Genomic DNA, 18584 nt, shown 5'->3' with positions numbered 1-18584 from the left:
CGCTACGCACGCCCGGCCTTCAGTGCATGACTGCGCGGCGATCAGAACCACTTGCCGAACTGGCCGCCCGGCGCAAGCGACACCCCGCGCAGCACTTCACCGAAGCCCGCGTTGCGCAGCGTCACGAAACGCTCGTTCGCCGCACCCGAAGCCGTGGTGTTGCGCAGCACGTCGCGCACGGCGACGAGGCGATTCGGGTCCGCGCCCTGGTCGCCGTTGCCGCTCACCGTCGAGGTGATCGCCCAGATCGTGACCGTGCCGTCCTGCTCGACGTGGCCCGTGATGTTACGCAGGCCGTCGGTGGCGGGCGACCACGGCAGGCTGGTCGCGCTGTTCGTGCCCACCGGATAACCGGCCACGGTGTACGACGTCCCCAGATTCAGACCGTTCTGGATCGTGTAGGCAAGCTTCCACGACTTCGTTCCGGCGTTGTACACCCACTTCTGCAGGCCTGCACCGGTCTGCTGCGCGGCGTGCGTGTAGAGGTCCGTGCCGCCCGAATAGCCATCGCCCTCGTCGGCCACATAGAGCGTATTGGCGTTGGCGAACCACAGGCCGAACGGATACGAGAGCGTCGTCGCCGTCTTGTTCGGCGTAGCCGGGAAACCCGCGAGCACGCATACGTTGCTCGGCAAGCCGCTGGTCGTCAACGTGGAGGCGTCGTACGCGAGCGGGTTGGACGGCAGTTTCGCGCCCGCCACCGGCACGCCTACGCCGCCCGAAGGGCACGCCTTGCCCGTGGTGTCGACGAAGTACACTGTGTTCACGCCGTTGCCGCCGCTGCCCTTCGTGAAGTACACCACGTTGTTGAAGACGGTGAGCCCGCGGAAGTTGTCGTCCTTGCCGACCTTGTCGGCCTTCGCACCGAGTTGCGTGACCGAAAAGCTCGCGAGCGGCGTGGGCGTGCCCGGCGTTTGCTGCGCCTCATGCTGATGCGTCGCCTCGATGAATTGCGCACCTGCACCGAGAATCACACCTGCCGGCTGCGGATTCGAACCGTTGCCTGCGTTGCCCACCGTGAAGTAAACGCCATTGCCTTCGCCGTTGTCGTTGCCGTTGTTGAGCAATGCGGCGCGGCCGTTATTGCCGCTGTATGCATTCGTCTCCGTAAAAGAGAAGTGCCCTTCGGCATCGAGCCGCGCGACGGCGCGATAGAACGCCTGACCATCCGGATTCGTCGGATCGATCGCGCCCGGCGTATTCGAGTTCGATACGTCGATCGTATTGACCGGCGCAACGTAGCCCATGAAAGTCAGGTAACGGCCGTCGCGCGAGAGGTTGAGCCCGAGTTCGGACTTGGAGCTGAAGCTCGTTACGAGCTGGTCGTGGCCATGGCCCGGATGCAGACTGTTGGGCACTTCCAGCGTGTGGACGACCTGGCCGCCCGGCGTAATGGTATCGAGGAAAATGCGCGCCGTGATGCCGAAGCTCGGATCGTAGAGCGCGTTGTTCCAGACGGCCGGATACGTGCCGTCAGTGGGCGCGCCGCCCGTGGGGCAGCTCGCCTGCGCGCTATTGCAATTGGGCGGCAGCGTCATGCCCGGGGTGACGTTGCTCGACACATTGTCGTAGACACTGCGGCTCACGACGAGCAGGCCCGAACCGCCGAAAAATGCGTCGGCATCTTGCGCGGAAGCGGATGCGCCTGCACTGGCGCAAACCAGGGCAGCGGCAATAGCAAGTCGGGAAGGACGTGCGGCAAAACAAGGGCCGCGAACTACTGGGCGAAGGGTATTGATGGCCATCTGTAGCGTCTCCGAAAGGAATTACAAGCGTTTTGTCAGGACGAACGCGGGGTCAATCCTGCTTACCGTAGCGAAATTTTGTGAAAGATTCGTTGCAGGCAATGCGGCTTCGTTCACGCGATTTCCTCTGCGGAAATCGAACGGCTCAGCCTGTTTTCCGATGCAGACTAATTTCGTTTGTTATCCTCATCATCTGTTCGTGCGCACGCACGTAACGCTTCGTCATAAAACCGCCGCACGATAGCAGGATTCAATTTGAATCCTGCTTGTCACCATCCTGTAATTGACAGTACGCGGACCAGACAGACTCCGCGACTTCCCAGAAAACATGAATAACGGGAGAGGCTCGTGAGACCATTGCGCCCCCTGATTGCCGCGCTCGTTTGCGGCATTTGCACGTTGTCGGCCAGCGCCGAAGACGTGACCGGATGCGGCAGCACGCTCGCCGCCCCCCTCTACTCCCACTGGGCCACCGCCTACCAGAAATCCGGCGGCGGTAAGGTGATCTACCGCAGCACAGGCTCCACGGACGGCATCAAGGAGATCGTCGCGCACACGGTCGATTTCGCCGGCTCCGACGCCCCGCTCACGAGCGAGCAATTGAGCAAGGACGGATTGCGGCAGTTTCCTACCGCGATCGGCGGCGTGGTGCCGGTGGTGAATCTCCCGGGCATCAAGGCCGGGCAGTTGATGCTGAACGGTGAGGTGTTGGGCCAGATTTTTCTCGGCAAGATCCTGTTCTGGGACGACCCGGCCATCGTGCGGCTCAATCCGAAGATCAAGATGCCCAACACGCCGATCGCAGTCGTGCGGCGTCTCGATGGTTCGGGCACGACGCTGATCTGGACGCACTATCTCTCGCAGGTGAGCCCCGAATGGAAACGCAAGGTCGGCGAAGGCACCACTGTTCACTGGCCATTGGGGATAGGCGGGAAAGGGAATGAAGGCGTCGCCACGTTCGTGGGCTACCTGCCCGGCGCGATTGGCTATGTCGCCTGGGACTTCACGAAGCAGAATCGTCTGACCTACACGGCGATGACCAACGCGGCGGGCGTGGTCGTGGAGCCGGGCATCGACACATTCAGCGCCGCGGCCGCGAATGCGGACTGGTCAAGCACGCTCTTTCAGGTGCTGACCAATCAGCCGGGCAAGGACGCATGGCCCGTGATGGGCGCGACCTACGTGCTGTTGCAGGCGACACCGGATCACTCGGCGCGCAACGCTGAAACGCTGAAGTTCTTCGACTGGGCGCTCACGCACGGCGAGCCGACGATCCAGGCACTGGACTATATTCCGCTGCCGGCCGTAGTCGTGACGAAAATCCGCGCGCAATGGCACGACGGCAAGAGCGACGACGTCGCACCGAAGGACGCTAGCGCGCAGTAGCGTCAACAAGCGCGTTGCCTGGGTAGATGAAAAACGTGGGCGAAGTTCTGTGACGGCGTGCGCGAATCAACGCTTGCCTGCTTTGCGCCTGCGGGAATCGGATTTACGGCAGAGGTCCGTCAACACCCAGCGCGCGATGATCTCGGGGCGATTCGTCCCGTACTGCGCGAACTTGATTTCGCTTTCGAAGTAGACAATGACGCTTCCGGCCATGACGCGGTAAGTACCCGCGTAGTTCACGCCATCCAGTTCAACGCTCAAAGGATGGGTGGTTTCGTATTCTGCAAGAGCCAAGGTAAACGCGGAAATGTCTAAATTATGACAATATCGTTTCGCGGCCCCATTGGTCAATTAAATATGCGTTTTGTTTCATATTGACGATTGCCTTCCCGATTTCCGCACATTACGGGAACCTGTCGCGCCTTTTAACGGGGCACGGATTAACGCCGCCTGACTCAGCCTGCCATAGGGGCTTGCCGCGAACCACCGCTCGCCGACGGAAGCGCTCCAGGCATTCACCCAGCGCGTCGCCATCAATTTATCGGGTTCTGCTTCGGCGTTCATCAGCCGCTTCATTGCCAGGCCAAGGCGGTGCATTGCATACCGCTTACGGCGCGCTTCAGCATCTACTCGCGCGTTCATCGTCTCGCCTCTTCCGATTCAGTATTGCGTAGACAAAACCTGGAGACCCGCCTGCACCGATACCTTGCGAAGCCGGAGCATGACTCCCGCCGAACCAGGCGAGAACACTCATTAAGGCACGGAAATAATGGCGGAAACATCAGGGAGAGTATGGACGCAGTCGCCATGAAAGCGCTTTCGCCGGACAACGGGAAAAAGGGCACGCCACCCATGACGATCTGGCTCTCTGCTCACCACTCACCACATTACGCCGACCATATGACACTCGTTAGTAAGCCACGAATTCGAGCCTTTTGTCGAAATACAACCGGTGAATGGCGGCGACCTGGCGACGCGCTGCGAGATGATGGTGGATCGGCAACCCCTTTCCAGAAGGTTCACAACGTATCGATCCATGCGAACAACGACACACGGCGGCCCCCGATTCGCGCTCGGACGCGCACTGAAGCAACCGTTGCTGAATGTCGTGGCCCGGTTGCCCGACAGCGTGCAGCGCGCGATGTTCATTCCGCCGATACGGCGCATCTGCATTCGCGTCCCGGTATTGCGCGCAGTATATTCCGGCTGTCTGCGGCGCCACCCCATCGATCTCCTGTACGGCACGAACACGAGCGGACTGGTCGATTCCAACGCGCTGCAGCGCGACTGCGATCTTGCCGCCCAACTCAGGCCTTACATGGGCTCGCAGCCGACCATCATCCGCCGCGCGCTCGACACCCTGGGCGATATCACCGGCTATACGTTCATGGACATCGGTTGCGGTAAAGGCCGGCCGATGATCGTCGCCTCCGAGTATCCGTTTGCTTTGGCGCTGGGCTACGACATCAGCGCGGACCTCGTGCGAACGGCGAACGCGAACGCGACCGTCGTGGCGCGGCGCTTCCCACAACGGCCGCCCATTCGCGCGCTGCACGCCAATGTCGCCGATCTGCAGGTGCCGTCGGGCAACGTGGTCGTCTTTCTGTTCAATCCATTCGGGCCCGAGCTGATGGCGTCGTTGCTCGAGAAACTCGAAGCGGGCCTTGCGAGCGGCACCATCGAGCATCTTTTCATCGTCTACGATAACCCCGTGTGCGGCGAAGTCTTCGACGGCTCCCGCCAGTTGAAGCGCTGGTTCGCCGGCGTATTTCCGTACGATCGCGACGAAGTCGGCTTCGGACCTGAGGACCACGAGAACGTCGTCGTCTGGCAAAGCGTGCGCGGCGCGCGCCCTGACACATTCGCCGACCGCAATCGCCGCATTACGACTAAAGACCGCCTCAGCACTTCCATTGAAGGCTGAATCACAAGCACCACGAATTCATTCAGGAGACGCAAGTGCCGACCTCCGTCGTGGCGATATACGAGTCGTCGCCGGCTGCTTCCTTCCGGTACGCGTTGCGCACGTGCGAGACCGTCGATGCGTTTCGTGCATTCGAGCCCCAATGGCGTGCGCTTATATCCGGAACCGAGGCGCACTCGCCATTCATCAGCTTTGCCTACTGCGAGACAGCCGTCGCGGCGGCACTGAAGAGCGGCGCAAAGGTCGAAGTCGCGACGGTGCACGACGCGCGTGACCTTCTGGCGCTATGGCCCGTTGTCATTACGCGCGAAGGCGCGTGGCGAACGGCCCGGGCGCTGGGCTGCGGATGCGGCGAGGAATACGGCGGCCCGCTGATCGCCGACACCCGGCGCGCGGAACTTTACGATGCGGCAGTCCGTGCCGTTTTGCGGATTCACGCCGACGTGCTCCACATTCCGATGCTCGAAAACGGCAGCGCGCTGCAACATGCGCTCGACGCCGCGCCGCAGTCCTGGGTGCAGCGTGCGCTGCCGCAGCGCTGGCGCGTGATGCCCGGCTATTCGATCAACCTGCGCGCCGCGCCCACATGGAACGATTTCCTCGCCACGCGGCACTCGACGCTGCGCGCCGCGCTGCGTTCGAGTGCGAAGCGGCTACGGCGCGAAGGCGAGGTCAGTTTTGGATGGTGCAGCAACGCCGACGACACCGAGCGAGTATTGAGGTGGCTATTCGCCAACAAGCGCCAATGGGCGCTCAAGCGTGGAATTGAGTCGCCCTATTTGATGGACGACCGCGTACGCGATTTCTTCATCGAGCTTGCCAGGCGAACCGATCTGACCACCCAGCCGCTCGTCGCCTACGTGCAGGTCGATGGGCAGCCGGTGGCGGCATCCGTCAATCTCGTTGGCGCACGCAGCATCGAGTATTTGATCACCACTTATGACGAGGCGTTCAGCGTGTTTTCGGTGGGAAACCTGCTGATCGAATCCATCGCGCAATGGGCCCAGGCCCATGGCCGCGATTTCGACTTTCGGCCGCTGCACGGCGACTACAAGGTGCGTTGGGCGGATCGCGAAACAAAGCACGAATCGCGCATCGTCGTGCTCAACGCACGCGGGCGGCTCATCGAGCTGGCGTTGTCGTGGGCCCAGGCGAGGCGCGTCTATCGAAAACTCACGACCCTTGTGATGGCGCGCCTGAGATGAGTAGCGTGCAATGCATAGGCGCCGCTCACGGCCTCACCGCACCGCCCTCCCCGTGTGTTTCGCCTTGCGGCGAATCGTCGAGCTTTTCCAGCGCCGGGTTGTGAGGGAGGACGAGCGCCGCGCCCGCGCCCACGAGCCCGGCTCCCGCAAGACATAGCAGGCCTGCGCCGAAGCCGCCCGTGCTGTCCTTGATCCAGCCCATTGCGTAGGGGCCGAAAAAGCCCGCCAGATTGCCGAGCGAATTGACGGCGGCAATGCCGCCGGCCGCGGCCGCGCCTGAAAGGAACGCGGCCGGCAGTGTCCAGATCACTGGCAGGCAGCCGAAAATACCGAAGCCCGCAATCGAAAGCGCGAGCATCTTGAGCACCGGATTATCGAGTCCCGCGGCAGCCGCAATACCGGCGGCCGCGACGGCCAGCGCAAATGCGACGTGACGCTTGCGTTCCAGCCGACGGTCGGAATGCCGACCCCACAGCACCATAGAAACGACGCCCACCGCGTAGGGCAGCGCAGTAACGAAGCCCGTCTGCACGTTCGAGAGCCCGAACGCCTTGACGATCTGCGGCAGAAAAAAGCTCAGGCCGTAATTGGTTGCATTCGCACCGAAATAGATCAGCGCCACCGCCAGCACGCGCGGATTGATCAGCGCCTCCAGCACGCTGAACGAGCGCACCTTCTCCCGATGACGGCGCTCCTGCGCCTGGCGATCGACGAGCCAGCGGCGCTCGTCGTCGGCTAGCCAGCCGGCGTCGGCGGGTTTGTCGGTCAGATAGAACAGCACGGCCACGGAGAGCACGACCGCAGGAATTGCCTCGATCAGATAGACCCACTGCCAGCCCGCCAGCCCCCCTCTACCGTCCAGCGAAAGCAGCGATCCGGATATCGGGCCGCCAATCACCGTCGACAACGGAATGGCCGCCATGAAATAGCCCACCACGCGCGCGCGGTATTTGGCGGGAAACCACAGCGTAAGCAGAAAGATGATGCCGGGGAAGAAACCCGCCTCGGCGATACCGAGCAAGATACGCAGTCCATAGAATACGTGCGCGTTCGACATGCCGGTGAAGCGGGCCAGGTCCGGAATGAACGCCATCGCGCCCGCGATGATGCCCCACGTGAACATGATGCGCGCGATCCAGCGCCTTGCGCCGAAACGTTCGAGCAGCAGGTTCGACGGCACCTCGAAGAAGAAATAGGCAATGAAGAAGATCCCTGCGCCAAAGCCGAACGCGCTCGCGGAAAGATCGAGTGCCTTGTTCATCTGCAATGCAGCAAACCCGACGTTGACCCGATCGAGATACGCCACGAAATAGCAAAGGATCAGGAACGGCACGAGCCTTGCCATTACGCGCGCCATGGTGCGGTTTTCAAGCTCCATTTCTGTCTCCTTCGATGCCGGCTCCGTTGCGCGGTGCGCCAATCACGGGCCGGACCGTTCGTCCGTTTGGAATCGTTAAAGACTAGTCGCTCGCAACGCGATACGAAAGGGTGGTTCACATGGTGGGACATCGACCGCAAACGGCATGACAGCGGAATTAAAGCCTCGGACACGAGAGCACTTGCAGCGGCTGTGTCGCGACCCCGGGCTGGGCGCCACCGGTCGGTGTGCCCTGCGGAGGCGTCGAAACGAGGCGCACGCTGTCTGGACCGGCGTTGGCTAATGCGTACTTCTCTTCGCTGCCTTGGGGTTGCCAGTACGCGCGAAATACGGGTCCATCGCTGAAGACGAGCAGCGTGCCATGCGTGGCCTGTCCGTCCGACACGAAATCGACCGGTTCGCCGCTGCGCAGTGCGAAGCCGCCGGCGGCGTTTGTTCCTACTAGCTTGCCGCACGGCGGCGCGGCGTCAGGCGTGGGCGTGAGGGTAGGATCTGCGCCATGTGCGGGCTGCGTCGTGAGCAACGCCACGCCGAGACATGACGACAACGCGAGCATAAAAGTCGTTTTCACGCGCAACCTCGTGAACTCGTCATCGATCTTGCGAAGCTCGCAAATCGCATTCCCGCGCGAGAAGGGAACGAATGGCCCCCAGCACCTTAAAAGTCGCCGGAGTCCTTGCCGAGCGTGTTGATATCGATCTCGAGGGCGCGGCAGACGTCGCGCACGAATTCATCCATGGCGGCCGTGCATTCAGGACTTCCCGCCGGGAAGTCCTCGGGGTTCTTCTTGCCTTGCGCACGGCGGATGGCGCGAATGCTTGCCTCGAGCGCGCGCGCCTCTGCCCAGATGGGAGGTTTGTCGGGATAGTCGGGATGTTTGCGCGCCATGGACGGTATTTCGGCAACGGCTACGCGAACTTTAGGCCGGGCCACCAAGCGAACGGCGGCACGTCCATATAGTTGAGGACGCCAAACGTTTGCGCCGAAATCATTGCATTGCGATTGACCGCCCTGGTGCGGGGAAGACCGGTTTAAGGGCACGTTGAAAGCCCCGAAGAATGAGGCGCGCGTCGACGATGAAAAGCCCGCGCGTTGCCTCCAGAAATAACGCGAGCGGTCGTAAACGGGGGTATTACATTTCGTTCCCGGCGGTTGCAACGGGACCGCTCCGACTCGCAAGACCATGTTCAACGTTCTGGCCCAGTATTGGGGAACGATTCGGCGCACTTTCCTCGCCGGAAACAGCTCGGCCCTGAAGCTGGCGCAGTTGCGCGTGATGATCTATCAGCTTCCCATGATGTATGGGCTGCTGGTCGTCAACACGTGGGGCATGGTGCTGCCCCACGAGAACGTGATTCCCGCCTGGCAGGGCGTAATCTGTCCGCTCGTGCTCACAGCATTGTGTTTCGTACGCGTGCTCTCGTGGTTGCGGCTCTCGAGGCTCCATGTGAGTGCGGAAGACGCGGCTACGATCCTGCGCAATTCCGGCAGGCTCGCCTGGGTCTTCTCCATCTCGTTCACGGCATGGTCGCTGTCCCTGCTGCCTCATGGTGGCGCGGCATTCAAGCTTCATGTCGCGTTTTACATGGCCATCACGGTCATCGGCGTCATCTTCTGCCTGATGAACGTCATCAAGGCGGCGTTCACCGTCACCGCCATTGTCAACGGCGCGCTCGTCGTCACGTTCCTGAGTTCGGGAAACGGCGTATTCCAGGCGATCGCGATCGATACGTCGCTGGTTTCGCTGGCGATGCTGATCGTCGCCTTCACACAATTCAAGAACTTCTCGGATCTCGTTGCCACACAAGCCGAAAACAAACGGCTCGCGAATATCGACAGCCTCACGAATCTCCCTAACCGGCGGGCCTTTTTCACCTCGCTCGACAAGCATTTCGATGCCGCCATGGCATCGGGCGGGCGGCTCGCGGTGGGCCTCGTCGATCTCGATGGCTTCAAGTCCGTCAACGATATTCACGGCCACTCGCTGGGCGACCACGTGCTGGCCGATGTCGCGTCGCGTCTCGCCAACGCGGCGCGCGGCACGATCACGCTTGCGAGGCTGGGCGGCGACGAATTCGGCATCATCGTCACGGACGACTGCACGGACGCTGGCCTCTCGCAACTCGGCCGTACCATCTGCGATGTTTTCCAATGTCCCATACTGGTCGGCGAGATTTCGGTTCGCCTCGGAGCGACGATCGGCTTCTCCACCTATCCGCACATTTCACGCAACAAGGCGGATTTGTTCGAAACAGCCGACTACGCGCTTTACGAAGGCAAGCACCGCTCGCGCGGCTCGGTGACGATCTTTTCGGAGACGCACCGCAACGCCATCATTCGCGAGTCGCAGATTGCCCAGGCGCTACGCTCCCCCGATCTCGCCGGCGAACTCGACCTTGCGTTCCAGCCGATCTACTCGCTCGAACGCCGGCGCACCGTCGGTTTCGAAGCCCTGGCGCGCTGGCGAAGCGCGTTGCTCGGCACGGTCCCGCCCGGTGAATTCATTCCTGCCGCGGAGCGCAACGGCGTCATCAACGGCTTGACCCTCGCGCTGTTTACCCAGGCCCTGGCCTGCGCGAAGCAATGGCCGGCGCATATTCGCTTGTCCTTTAATCTTTCCGCGCATGATTTCGCCAGTGAGTCCGCGGTGAAAGAGTTGGCCCGGTGCATCGTCAGCAGCGGCATCGACCCGGCCCGGCTCGACTTCGAGATCACCGAAACCGCGATGGCCAAGGACTTCGACCAGGTCCAGAAAGCGGCCAAGGTCCTGCGCGCGCTGGGCTGCGGTTTGTCAGTCGACGATTTCGGCACCGGTTATTCGAGCCTCTCGTACCTGTGCAAACTTCCACTCACGCGCCTGAAGATCGACAGGATGTTCGTGAGCGGTCTCAAGGAGCGCACGACGGCGTTCACAGTGGTTCGCACGCTGCTCAATCTCAGCCGGCAGATGTCGCTCGACTGCATTGTGGAAGGGGTGGAAACGGCGGCCGAACTGCAAACGGTCGCAGCGCTCGGGGCAACGCTCATTCAGGGCTACTATTGTTCGCGCCCGATGGAGGCTTCGGCCGTGGCGGGTTTTCTGGAGCGCGAAAGCGAGGGCGAAACCCTGGCTCGCCTGGCGGGAGCATGACGAGTAGTCCGCATACCAGAACGGCTGCTGAACTGTTTATACGGCTGCGCGCGGCTTACGATGTGCCGAACAATCACGGAGCCCATCATGAAGCGCTTTCATACGGGGTTCCGGTCAAGTCGTGATGCGTGCGCATCGCTCAGCCGGCTAACGCGCCCAGGCAACGGCCGCACGAACGCGCCTGGCCCAGTCGCAGACGCCCGGCGCTCACGGTCACCTCATTGCCGCAATCGCACCGGCAAACCCACTTGCCGTCGCCGGCATAGCGATCCGTCGTCAGCTGGCCGAACACCTCGCCGCCTTTGAGCGCAGGCGAGCCCGGCCGGGACCGCCACACGCGGCGCTGCTCGCCGCAGCCGCAATCCCTCGTCTGGCCGCCCTCCACCGCATCCAGCGCGGCCGTGACGTGGGCGCCGCAGCGGCACCGCCAGAGCCACATGCCCGCGCCGCGATATTGAAGCGCGACGAGATCGCCGAAGGCGCGGCCGGACACGTCGCGATACGGCGGAAACGGCCATTCGGGCGGCAAGGGGGGACGGATACGCTGGTTCACGACAGGTAAATGGGATTCGGCGTCCTGGTCTCAAGGGTGTCCGGCCGTTTTCGATGTGCGGACGTGCGGCCCGGCAAAGAGGGGCGGATCATCCCGCGCGGCCGGCGAGTCACCGCCTCGTTACGGGTTATCTGTGTATTTTGGCATCTCACGTCACGAATGATAAATCGTGAACGTCCTGGCAGCAGGAGCGGACGCCATTTGACCCGCTCAGACATCGCAAGTCATTCCTGAACATCCTGTTCGCACGATGCACTGCGGGCCAGCAAACGGACGCCCACCGACTCTCTGCGCAGCCTGCGGCGCTCCAGCGCGTTGCGCAACTGACCCAGGATCAGCGTGCCGGCAATCAGCGCGAGATAGAGCGTGACGAGAACGTGACGTGCACCGTTGAGGGCGGCCTGATGGACGACGAGCGCGGCGTCGACAGGCGGAAGCAGGTGGCCCGCCCCCTCGACGGCTCGCATCATGTGGATGAAGCCCGCTGCCGAAAGCAGCGGCAACAGGACGAAGAGGATCAGCAGCGTGAGCCGCATGCGACGCGCCCACGCACGGTGGCGCAACCGGAACCACAGCCCGAGGCATCCGTGTATCCAACCAGGCGCTAGCAACGCGAGTTGCAGCCCCTGCGTGCCGCTCGTGAGCAGCACGACGATGACGCGCTCGTAGTTCGGTTCGAAACCATAGAGCGAAGAAGCAAGCCGGGTCGTCACCGCATGCCGGATCAGCAGGAGCGGCAGGCTGAGCCCCGCCCACAGGCGGATCCATTCCGCAGGCGGAAGCGCCCAGTGGCGCCGCCCATATATCGTGTGCAGCGCCAGCGCGAAATGCACCGACGCGGCGCCATACAGCGCGATCGTGCCGGGCGCGCTGCGCCAAAGCCGCAGCGCGAGTACGAGACCGTGTCCGGCAAGCTCGATCGACCAGATGCCGAGCGCGTGATTGACCAGATGCAGAAGGAGATACGTCAGCATCACGAGGCCCGACGTGAGTTGAAGCCGGCGCAGCAAGAATTGAACGTTGATCCTCGCTTCGCTGGCGCGGCGACGGGTCACGTCGACGATGTCCATATTGGTTTCCGCCATTTCGTGTGCCACGCCTGCCATACCGCGAACCCACGCCGGTTATTCCCGTGCTCGACTCGCAAAAAAAACCGGGAATAAAACAGCGGCGCTCGCGGTATTGCACGTGAAGCCCGCCCTGGAGGCGCTCCGAATTGCGCCGGCGGTCGACTTTCTGAACCCCGTCGAGAGGACATCATGTCGTCAGATCTTCCTTCCCAACCGTCACGCCGCAACGCCCTGAAATGCCTCGCCTTCGGTGGCGCCGGCACCGTGTTCGTTCTGGCCGGAGGCGTCCTCACGCCCATGGAACTGGCACTGGCGGCGAGCAGCAAAGAAAACGCCGGCGTTCCGCTCTTTTTGCAGATCAGCGACTCGCATATTGGCTTCAACAAGGAAGCCAATCCCGACGTCGCGGGCACGCTCAAACAGACCATCGACTATGTCAACGCGATGCCCGTCAAACCCGCCCTGGCGATTCACACGGGCGATATCACCCATCTCTCCAAACCTGAGGAATTCGATCTGGCGGCGCAGCTACTTTCCGGTCTCGACATTACGGAGTTGCACACCACGCCTGGCGAACACGATGTGACAGATGGACCGCAAGGCGAATACTTCAAGCGCTTCGGCAAGGCGTCGGAGAACCGGGGTTATTACAGCTTCGACCACAATGGCGTGCACTTCATCGCGCTCGTCAACGTAATGCATTTCAAGCCGAACGGGCTGGGCAACCTGGGCGAGGATCAACTCGCCTGGCTGGAAAACGATCTGAAGGGCCGCACGTCGAGCACGCCGATCGTCGTGTTTACGCACATGCCGATGTGGACGATCTACGAACCATGGGGCTGGGGTACCGGCGATGCGGGCCAGGCCATGGACTACCTAAAGCGCTTCGGCTCGGTGACCGTGCTCAATGGCCACATACATCAGATCGTTTCCAAGGTGGAGGGCAATATCACGTTCCACACGGCGCGCTCGACCGCCTATCCGCAGCCGACGGCCGGCGACGGACCCGGCCCCGGGCCGCTCAAGGTGGCAAGCGATCAGCTGCCGAAAATGCTTGGCGTCACCAGTATCCGGATCACGCGCCATCCTCTCGCGGCGACGCTTTCCGACACGTCCCTCGCCTGACCTCGCGTCTCGCTCACTGAACAAGGATTCGAGCCATGCTCTCCATTCACTATCGTCGCGCGTTCGCCCTCTTCTACGGGATCGGGATGCTCATGGCCGGGGCCTCCCTTGGCGTGCCTGCCGCCCAGGCGCAGGAGCCCAATGAGATCGACATCAAGAATTTCATGTTTTCGCCGATGGCTCTCACCGTGAAAGCGGGCACCACGGTGACCTGGAAAAATATGGACGGCGAACCGCATACGGTCGTCAACGATGCAGGCGTCTTTCACTCCGCCGCGCTCGACCAGAACGATACGTATCAGTTCAAGTTCGACAAGCCGGGGGTGTACAAGGTGTTCTGCGGGATTCACCCGTATATGAAGGCGACCATTACGGTGCAGTAGAGACCGATGCCGATGCGTCGTCGCGCTTGTTCCAACTCGCTTGCGCGACGCGACGACGTTCGTTCGCAGTTCAAGGATTCGGCAGCAGGGTCGGCGAAATCTGCGCAGCGTTGCTGATGAAGACGTTCGTCGCATCGTCCTGCAGCAAATAGCCTTGCTTGACGAGTGCGTTTGCCGCGGCCGCAACCGCCGCTTGATAGCGTGAGCGGCTGCCGCCATAGAGCGCGTTCAGCGTGGCCCGGCTATCGACGCCGCCCGACTGCGCGGACGCGTTCACCGCGAACGGAATCGCCGCGCCGTTGGAGATGCAGCCTTCGCCGATCGCGTGGCCGGCACCGCGATAGTTCCACCCGGTGTAGGTTGCAAGCGGTACGCTCACATCCGGCACGAGTACGCCCGTGGTTTCGTTGCCGTTGGCGTCGACCTTGGGGACGAGAATCGTGTAGGGCTGCGCAGTGCTCACGACCGGCACGGCCTTGCTGTAGTCGGTCACGAAGACCTGATTGTATTCGCCATTGAACGTGAGACTGAACGCTGTCGGCGTCGCGGCGGGTCCGCTCGGCACGGTCACGCTCTCGAGATCAGGGAAGCCCGTCGCGGCTTGCGTCGGCGCGACCAGATTGCCCGATGCCACGGTCGGATATTGCGAAGCGGGCGGCTCGGTGCCCTTGCCGGCCCATGCGACCAGCGCGGGAATCAATGCGCGCTCGACGGGCGTTTCTTCCACGGGCGAGCCCGGCAACTGACACAGACTGCCTGTCGCTGGCACCGTGAAGTTGCCCGTGGTCACGCCGCTGCCGCCGCCGTGCTGCGTGCCCGGCACGAGGTAGTAACGCACATTCGGCGGCAAGTGGATGTCGTTGCCCCGTCCATCGGTGACGACCAGCGACGCGGCCCCGCCCCACCATTCGAATGCGCCGTCGAGTTGCATGATCTTCGGACACGTACCGGAGGCCTCGCAACGCTTCAGCAGGCCATCGGTCGCGCCGCTGACCGGATCGGTCGTAACCGCGTACGTGAAGGGGAACTGGAAACCCGGCATGAAGTGGTCTTCATGCTGTTTCGACCACCGTCCCGGCTGTGCGAACGCGGCGTTGGTCCACGTGCGGCGTGCAGCGGAAATGATCGGAAACAGTCCGTCGAAAACGATCCTTCCGTGCTTGTCCTCGTTGAATCCCTGATAGAGAAAGTCCTTGATGAAGCGGCCCGACTGCGAAATGCCTTCCCCGATCGCGACGTCGAAGTTCGTATCCCGGGAGCACTTCGACGCTGCACATGCCGCATCCTTCAGATCGTTGAGCGGATTCTGGACGCCCCGCGCATCGGCCCTGTCGTAGCGCAGCCAGGAGACGAGATCGCGCAGCGCCGCAAAGCCGATGCCGTCGATGGTCGGCGCCGCGGCCTTGTAGACGAAGCTGTAAATCGTCCCCGCATCGGGCGTGACGGTCCTGCCGTTGGGACCCGGCACCGACGCGGGCGGCGTGAACTTGACCGAGTAATTCCCTTCATAGACATTGTTCGGCGTGCTGATATAGCTCCACGCCGTCACCTTGGTCGAAGGCGCCGTATAGGTTTGCACGCCGCCCGGAATGCTGCCGTAGGCCGATAGCCACGATTGCCGCGCGGTGAAGGTCACGCCGCCCGTATCGTTGAGATCGGCGGGCGGGTACGTGAGCGGAATCGTCGTCGGGTCGCCTCCCGCATAGTCGGGAATGAACTCCTCGCGCGATAGCGCGGTCATCGGCGAACCGTCCTTGTTGGTGGCCACGGGGAATCTCGTGCCGACCAGACCCGTGCCGGCCAGCGTACTCGTCCCGTTGAGCGGAATGTCGCCTTGCCAGCCGCTCCAGAGAATCGTATAACCGTGGCGCAGCAACGAAGGAAATGTGGACGGCGGGGGTGCCCCGGTATCGAGCGCACCTGCGCCAATGAACGACCCGTCGGCGAGCTTGTTGCCGCGATTCACGACGTCGTAGAAGAGCACGCGCGTGGCGTTCGCCGCGCTTCGCGGACGCAGGATCACGACATCGGTCCAATAGTCGACGTAACCATCGACGCCGACCGGCGCGTTCCTGATGTTGACAATACCGGCATTGAGCGGAGAGCGCGGATCGAGGGCGCCGTGCACGACGGCGGTGATGACCTCGTATGGCCCAGCCGCGCCGGCAGGCGTCGCACCGCCAAACGCCGGTTCGGCAGCAATAATCTGAAAACTCTTGATGAAGCCCGCGCCCCGCTGGCCAGGTTGCGGGCCGTGCGGATCGCTGTGGGCGATTCCGCCGACGAACATGCCACTCGCACCGACAATCAGTAGCATTCCTATATTTCCAGTCTTCATCGTAGAATCTCCTGACCGTGGAGAACATGGCGGAAGCGGAGTCTCGCGCCGTGTCCCTTGAAGAACGGCGAACCCGAGAGAGGCAAGGTTTTCACGCGAATGGTCCAGCATTGCGCATGCATGCTGGACCGACACGCGTGAACAGGCGTGGCGGAAGTCGAATGCTTACGATTGGCCGAAATCGTTTGATATATCTTGCGCGGCCTTGTGTATTTATAACTCGCGCAAACACGATTCCAACTGTCGTTTACGCGTACGCTGGAGGTGCTCGCGCAGGCATCACAGGTCAGCGCTTCGCGATATCGTCGCCGTGCGAGTCCTTATAGACGACCTCGACGTCGACGGTCCGGCCGTCGTCGCCGAACTCGCGCGCCTGCCTGCGCAGCGCGCGGATCTTCCACCAGAGATAGCCGACGACAATCGCGCCCACGCCGAACAGCACGGCAAGCAGCACCAGCGACAGCATCGCTGCCACCACCAGCACGATTGTGCTCACGACGACGGCGGCCAGCCGGCCGAACCATCCGTACTCGCCGATCCGGATCCCTTTCTGATACGTCGCGCGCTGCGGCGACGGTTTGTCGTTGTCCATTCCACTTCTCCTGGCCGCCGTCCTGCTGAACCGCCCGCGCGAGCGTGGACTTTGCCTGGACAGCGGATCAATGATGCCGACGCATCCCGCGATACGCGTGGCGCATATCCCGGATCCCACATCGTGCAGATGCACATGAAGCGTTCCGAAACATCTCTGCCCTCGCACGCCGGTCGTCGTCGTTCGGTTAACTGAAAACTTACCCATCGCCCGCTCGCGCCTGTGTCTATTCTAAAGAAGTCAGGCAAGCCGAATCGAGTCGTTTCCAGTCACTGTCGAATGGGGCAACCTATCATGGCTGACACGAGCTACATGGCGCGCAAGTCCGTCGCCGACATAGTGGGAAGCGCCGAAGCCGAAGGCGGCCGCGCGCTGTCGAAGACCCTGGGGGCGCCAAGCATCACGGCGATGGGCATCGGCGCCATTATCGGCGCGGGCATTTTTGTCCTCACCGGCACGGCGGCGGCACAATTTGCCGGACCGGGCATCATCCTGTCCTTCGTGCTGGGTGGCGTTGCGTGTGCGTTCGTCGGTCTCTGCTACTCCGAACTGGCCGCCATGCTCCCCGTATGCGGCAGCACCTACACGTATACGTATGCGACGCTCGGCGAAGTGTTTGCGTGGATCATCGGCTGGGACCTGATTCTCGAGTACGCCATGGGTGCCGCGACGGTCGCCGTCGGCTGGTCAGGTTATATCGTCAGCCTGTTGCGCAACGTCGGAATCAGCATCCCGCCTACGCTTGCTGCCGCACCCGGCACGACGGTCCAGTTGCCTGACGGCTCGACTGTCGCCGGCATCATCAATCTCCCCGCCGTGCTGATCATCGCGATTCTCACGACGATGCTGGTGCTCGGCACGCGCGAGTCGGCACGCATCAACAACGTGATGGTCGCAGTCAAGCTGACGGTCGTGGCGGCCTTCATCGCCATCGGCGCGTTCTTCGCGCATCCCGCCAACTGGCATCCATTCGTTCCGCCCAACACCGGCGCGTTCGGCAGCTTCGGGGCCAGCGGCATTCTGCGTGGCTCCGCCGTCGTGTTCTTTGCGTTCATCGGTTTCGATGCGGTATCGACCGCCGCGCAGGAGGCGAAACGGCCACAGCGCGACATGCCGATCGGGATCCTCGGTTCGCTGGTCATCTGCACCTTGCTCTATATCCTCGTGGCTGCCGTGCTCACCGGACTCGTTCCATACGCACAACTGAACGTTCCAGACCCGATCGCCAAGGGCGTCGACGTCATTGGTTTCACCTGGTTCTCCATACTGATCAAGATCGGCGCGCTCACCGGGCTGACCACCGTGATACTCGTGCTGCTCTACGGGCAAAGCCGTATCTTCTTCACGATGTCGGAGGACAGACTGCTTCCCCATCTGTTCTCCACCGTTCATCCGCGCCTGCACACGCCGCATCGAAGCCAGATGATGATCGGCACGGTCGTCGCCATCGTGGCGGCCCTCACGCCGATCGGCGTACTAGGCGAGATGGTCAGCATCGGCACGCTGTTCGCGTTCGTGCTCGTGTGTGGCGCAGTCATGTACCTGAGGCGCAGCGACTCTGACGCGAGCCGTCCATTCCGCGCGCCCGGCGTGCCGATTGTCCCCATTCTCGGCATCGCGTTTTGCGTGTTGCTGATGGTGGGACTGCCGCTCATCACCTGGGTACGGTTGATCGTCTGGCTGCTGATCGGCATGCTGATCTATATGTCTTATGGCCGGCATCATTCGCGACTACGCCATCCGGAGCGTGAATGA

17 protein-coding genes are annotated in these 18584 nt (G+C 62.4%); 7 read left to right on the top strand and 10 right to left on the bottom strand.

From position 1 onward, the window contains the following. Window positions 1-41: 41 nt before the first annotated feature. Complete coding sequence (locus AB4Y43_RS12020) at window positions 42-1586, bottom strand: hypothetical protein (protein WP_368727882.1); 1545 nt, start codon at window positions 1584-1586, stop codon at window positions 42-44. 507 nt (window positions 1587-2093) lie between these two features. Here AB4Y43_RS12020 and pstS point away from each other — a divergent pair. After that, window positions 2094-3131: a phosphate ABC transporter substrate-binding protein PstS gene (pstS, locus tag AB4Y43_RS12015; RefSeq protein WP_368727881.1), complete on the top strand. Its 1038-nt coding sequence runs from the start codon at window positions 2094-2096 to the stop codon at window positions 3129-3131. Between the two features lie 66 nt (window positions 3132-3197). Here pstS and AB4Y43_RS12010 read toward each other — a convergent pair whose 3' ends face one another. Next, on the bottom strand, window positions 3198-3425 hold the full coding sequence (locus AB4Y43_RS12010) for a hypothetical protein (protein WP_176732931.1): 228 nt from the start codon (window positions 3423-3425) through the stop codon (window positions 3198-3200). Window positions 3426-3500: 75 nt separating this feature from the next. Beyond that, window positions 3501-3773 carry a hypothetical protein gene (locus tag AB4Y43_RS12005; protein ID WP_368727880.1) on the bottom strand — a complete coding sequence of 91 codons (273 nt, stop codon included), beginning with the start codon at window positions 3771-3773 and terminating at the stop codon, window positions 3501-3503. Between the two features lie 394 nt (window positions 3774-4167). Here AB4Y43_RS12005 and AB4Y43_RS12000 point away from each other — a divergent pair, with 394 nt between their 5' ends. Further along, window positions 4168-5055: a class I SAM-dependent methyltransferase gene (locus AB4Y43_RS12000; protein ID WP_141710754.1), complete on the top strand. Its 888-nt coding sequence runs from the start codon at window positions 4168-4170 to the stop codon at window positions 5053-5055. Window positions 5056-5090: 35 nt separating this feature from the next. Continuing rightward, window positions 5091-6260 carry a GNAT family N-acetyltransferase gene (locus AB4Y43_RS11995; RefSeq protein WP_368727879.1) on the top strand — a complete coding sequence of 390 codons (1170 nt, stop codon included), beginning with the start codon at window positions 5091-5093 and terminating at the stop codon, window positions 6258-6260. Between the two features lie 25 nt (window positions 6261-6285). Here the strand turns inward: AB4Y43_RS11995 and AB4Y43_RS11990 are convergent, their stop codons facing one another. The 3 genes from AB4Y43_RS11990 to AB4Y43_RS11980 all read right to left on the bottom strand — a co-directional run bounded on the left by AB4Y43_RS11990 (window position 6286) and on the right by AB4Y43_RS11980 (window position 8526). Further along, a complete protein-coding gene (locus tag AB4Y43_RS11990) occupies window positions 6286-7638 on the bottom strand; it encodes an MFS transporter (RefSeq protein ID WP_069266333.1) in 1353 nt (450 codons plus the stop codon). Between the two features lie 157 nt (window positions 7639-7795). Further along, entirely contained in the window at window positions 7796-8209 is a 414-nt protein-coding gene (locus AB4Y43_RS11985; protein ID WP_368727878.1) for a hypothetical protein, read from the bottom strand. Window positions 8210-8295: 86 nt separating this feature from the next. After that, on the bottom strand, window positions 8296-8526 hold the full coding sequence (locus tag AB4Y43_RS11980; RefSeq protein WP_069266332.1) for a hypothetical protein: 231 nt from the start codon (window positions 8524-8526) through the stop codon (window positions 8296-8298). A gap of 295 nt (window positions 8527-8821) precedes the next feature. Here AB4Y43_RS11980 and AB4Y43_RS11975 point away from each other — a divergent pair, with 295 nt between their 5' ends. Then, window positions 8822-10768, top strand: coding sequence for a putative bifunctional diguanylate cyclase/phosphodiesterase (locus tag AB4Y43_RS11975; RefSeq protein ID WP_368727877.1), 1947 nt, complete (start codon window positions 8822-8824; stop codon window positions 10766-10768). 139 nt (window positions 10769-10907) lie between these two features. Here AB4Y43_RS11975 and AB4Y43_RS11970 read toward each other — a convergent pair whose 3' ends face one another. After that, window positions 10908-11321: a hypothetical protein gene (locus AB4Y43_RS11970; protein ID WP_342946376.1), complete on the bottom strand. Its 414-nt coding sequence runs from the start codon at window positions 11319-11321 to the stop codon at window positions 10908-10910. Window positions 11322-11545: 224 nt separating this feature from the next. Beyond that, window positions 11546-12295, bottom strand: coding sequence for a hypothetical protein (locus AB4Y43_RS11965; RefSeq protein WP_368618494.1), 750 nt, complete (start codon window positions 12293-12295; stop codon window positions 11546-11548). Window positions 12296-12580: 285 nt separating this feature from the next. Here AB4Y43_RS11965 and AB4Y43_RS11960 point away from each other — a divergent pair, with 285 nt between their 5' ends. Both AB4Y43_RS11960 and AB4Y43_RS11955 read left to right on the top strand, forming a co-directional pair. Beyond that, window positions 12581-13516 carry a metallophosphoesterase gene (locus AB4Y43_RS11960; RefSeq protein WP_368618433.1) on the top strand — a complete coding sequence of 312 codons (936 nt, stop codon included), beginning with the start codon at window positions 12581-12583 and terminating at the stop codon, window positions 13514-13516. Between the two features lie 86 nt (window positions 13517-13602). Then, the gene (locus AB4Y43_RS11955; protein WP_069266367.1) at window positions 13603-13899 is read left to right on the top strand and encodes a cupredoxin family copper-binding protein; all 297 of its coding nucleotides are present in this window, start codon (window positions 13603-13605) and stop codon (window positions 13897-13899) included. A 70-nt stretch (window positions 13900-13969) separates the two neighbouring features. On the opposite strand, the gene AB4Y43_RS11950 is transcribed toward AB4Y43_RS11955, so the two are convergent. Then, window positions 13970-16216 carry an alpha/beta hydrolase domain-containing protein gene (locus AB4Y43_RS11950; RefSeq protein WP_368727876.1) on the bottom strand — a complete coding sequence of 749 codons (2247 nt, stop codon included), beginning with the start codon at window positions 16214-16216 and terminating at the stop codon, window positions 13970-13972. 307 nt (window positions 16217-16523) lie between these two features. Continuing rightward, complete coding sequence (locus AB4Y43_RS11945; protein WP_342946378.1) at window positions 16524-16829, bottom strand: hypothetical protein; 306 nt, start codon at window positions 16827-16829, stop codon at window positions 16524-16526. Window positions 16830-17123: 294 nt separating this feature from the next. On the opposite strand from AB4Y43_RS11945, the gene AB4Y43_RS11940 reads away from it, so the two are divergent. Beyond that, window positions 17124-18584: an amino acid permease gene (locus tag AB4Y43_RS11940; protein WP_368727875.1), complete on the top strand. Its 1461-nt coding sequence runs from the start codon at window positions 17124-17126 to the stop codon at window positions 18582-18584.

Source organism: Paraburkholderia sp. BR10872, from assembly GCF_040965835.1.
Lineage (GTDB): Bacteria > Pseudomonadota > Gammaproteobacteria > Burkholderiales > Burkholderiaceae > Paraburkholderia > Paraburkholderia nodosa_A.
This window is presented reverse-complemented; position numbering and strand designations above follow the sequence as displayed.

Bases quoted from the DNA above. Each gene is read 5' to 3' on its own strand.
- AB4Y43_RS12005 (WP_368727880.1), bottom strand. From the start codon at position 3,773: ATGAACGCGCGAGTAGATGCTGAAGCGCGCCGTAAGCGGTATGCAATG.
- AB4Y43_RS12000 (WP_141710754.1), top strand. From the start codon at position 4,168: ATGCGAACAACGACACACGGCGGCCCCCGATTCGCGCTCGGACGCGCA.
- AB4Y43_RS11990 (WP_069266333.1), bottom strand. From the start codon at position 7,638: ATGGAGCTTGAAAACCGCACCATGGCGCGCGTAATGGCAAGGCTCGTG.
- AB4Y43_RS11980 (WP_069266332.1), bottom strand. From the start codon at position 8,526: ATGGCGCGCAAACATCCCGACTATCCCGACAAACCTCCCATCTGGGCA.
- AB4Y43_RS11975 (WP_368727877.1), top strand. From the start codon at position 8,822: ATGTTCAACGTTCTGGCCCAGTATTGGGGAACGATTCGGCGCACTTTC.
- AB4Y43_RS11965 (WP_368618494.1), bottom strand. From the start codon at position 12,295: ATGCTGACGTATCTCCTTCTGCATCTGGTCAATCACGCGCTCGGCATC.
- AB4Y43_RS11960 (WP_368618433.1), top strand. From the start codon at position 12,581: ATGTCGTCAGATCTTCCTTCCCAACCGTCACGCCGCAACGCCCTGAAA.
- AB4Y43_RS11955 (WP_069266367.1), top strand. From the start codon at position 13,603: ATGCTCATGGCCGGGGCCTCCCTTGGCGTGCCTGCCGCCCAGGCGCAG.
- AB4Y43_RS11950 (WP_368727876.1), bottom strand. From the start codon at position 16,216: ATGCTACTGATTGTCGGTGCGAGTGGCATGTTCGTCGGCGGAATCGCC.
- AB4Y43_RS11945 (WP_342946378.1), bottom strand. From the start codon at position 16,829: ATGGACAACGACAAACCGTCGCCGCAGCGCGCGACGTATCAGAAAGGG.
- AB4Y43_RS11940 (WP_368727875.1), top strand. From the start codon at position 17,124: ATGGCTGACACGAGCTACATGGCGCGCAAGTCCGTCGCCGACATAGTG.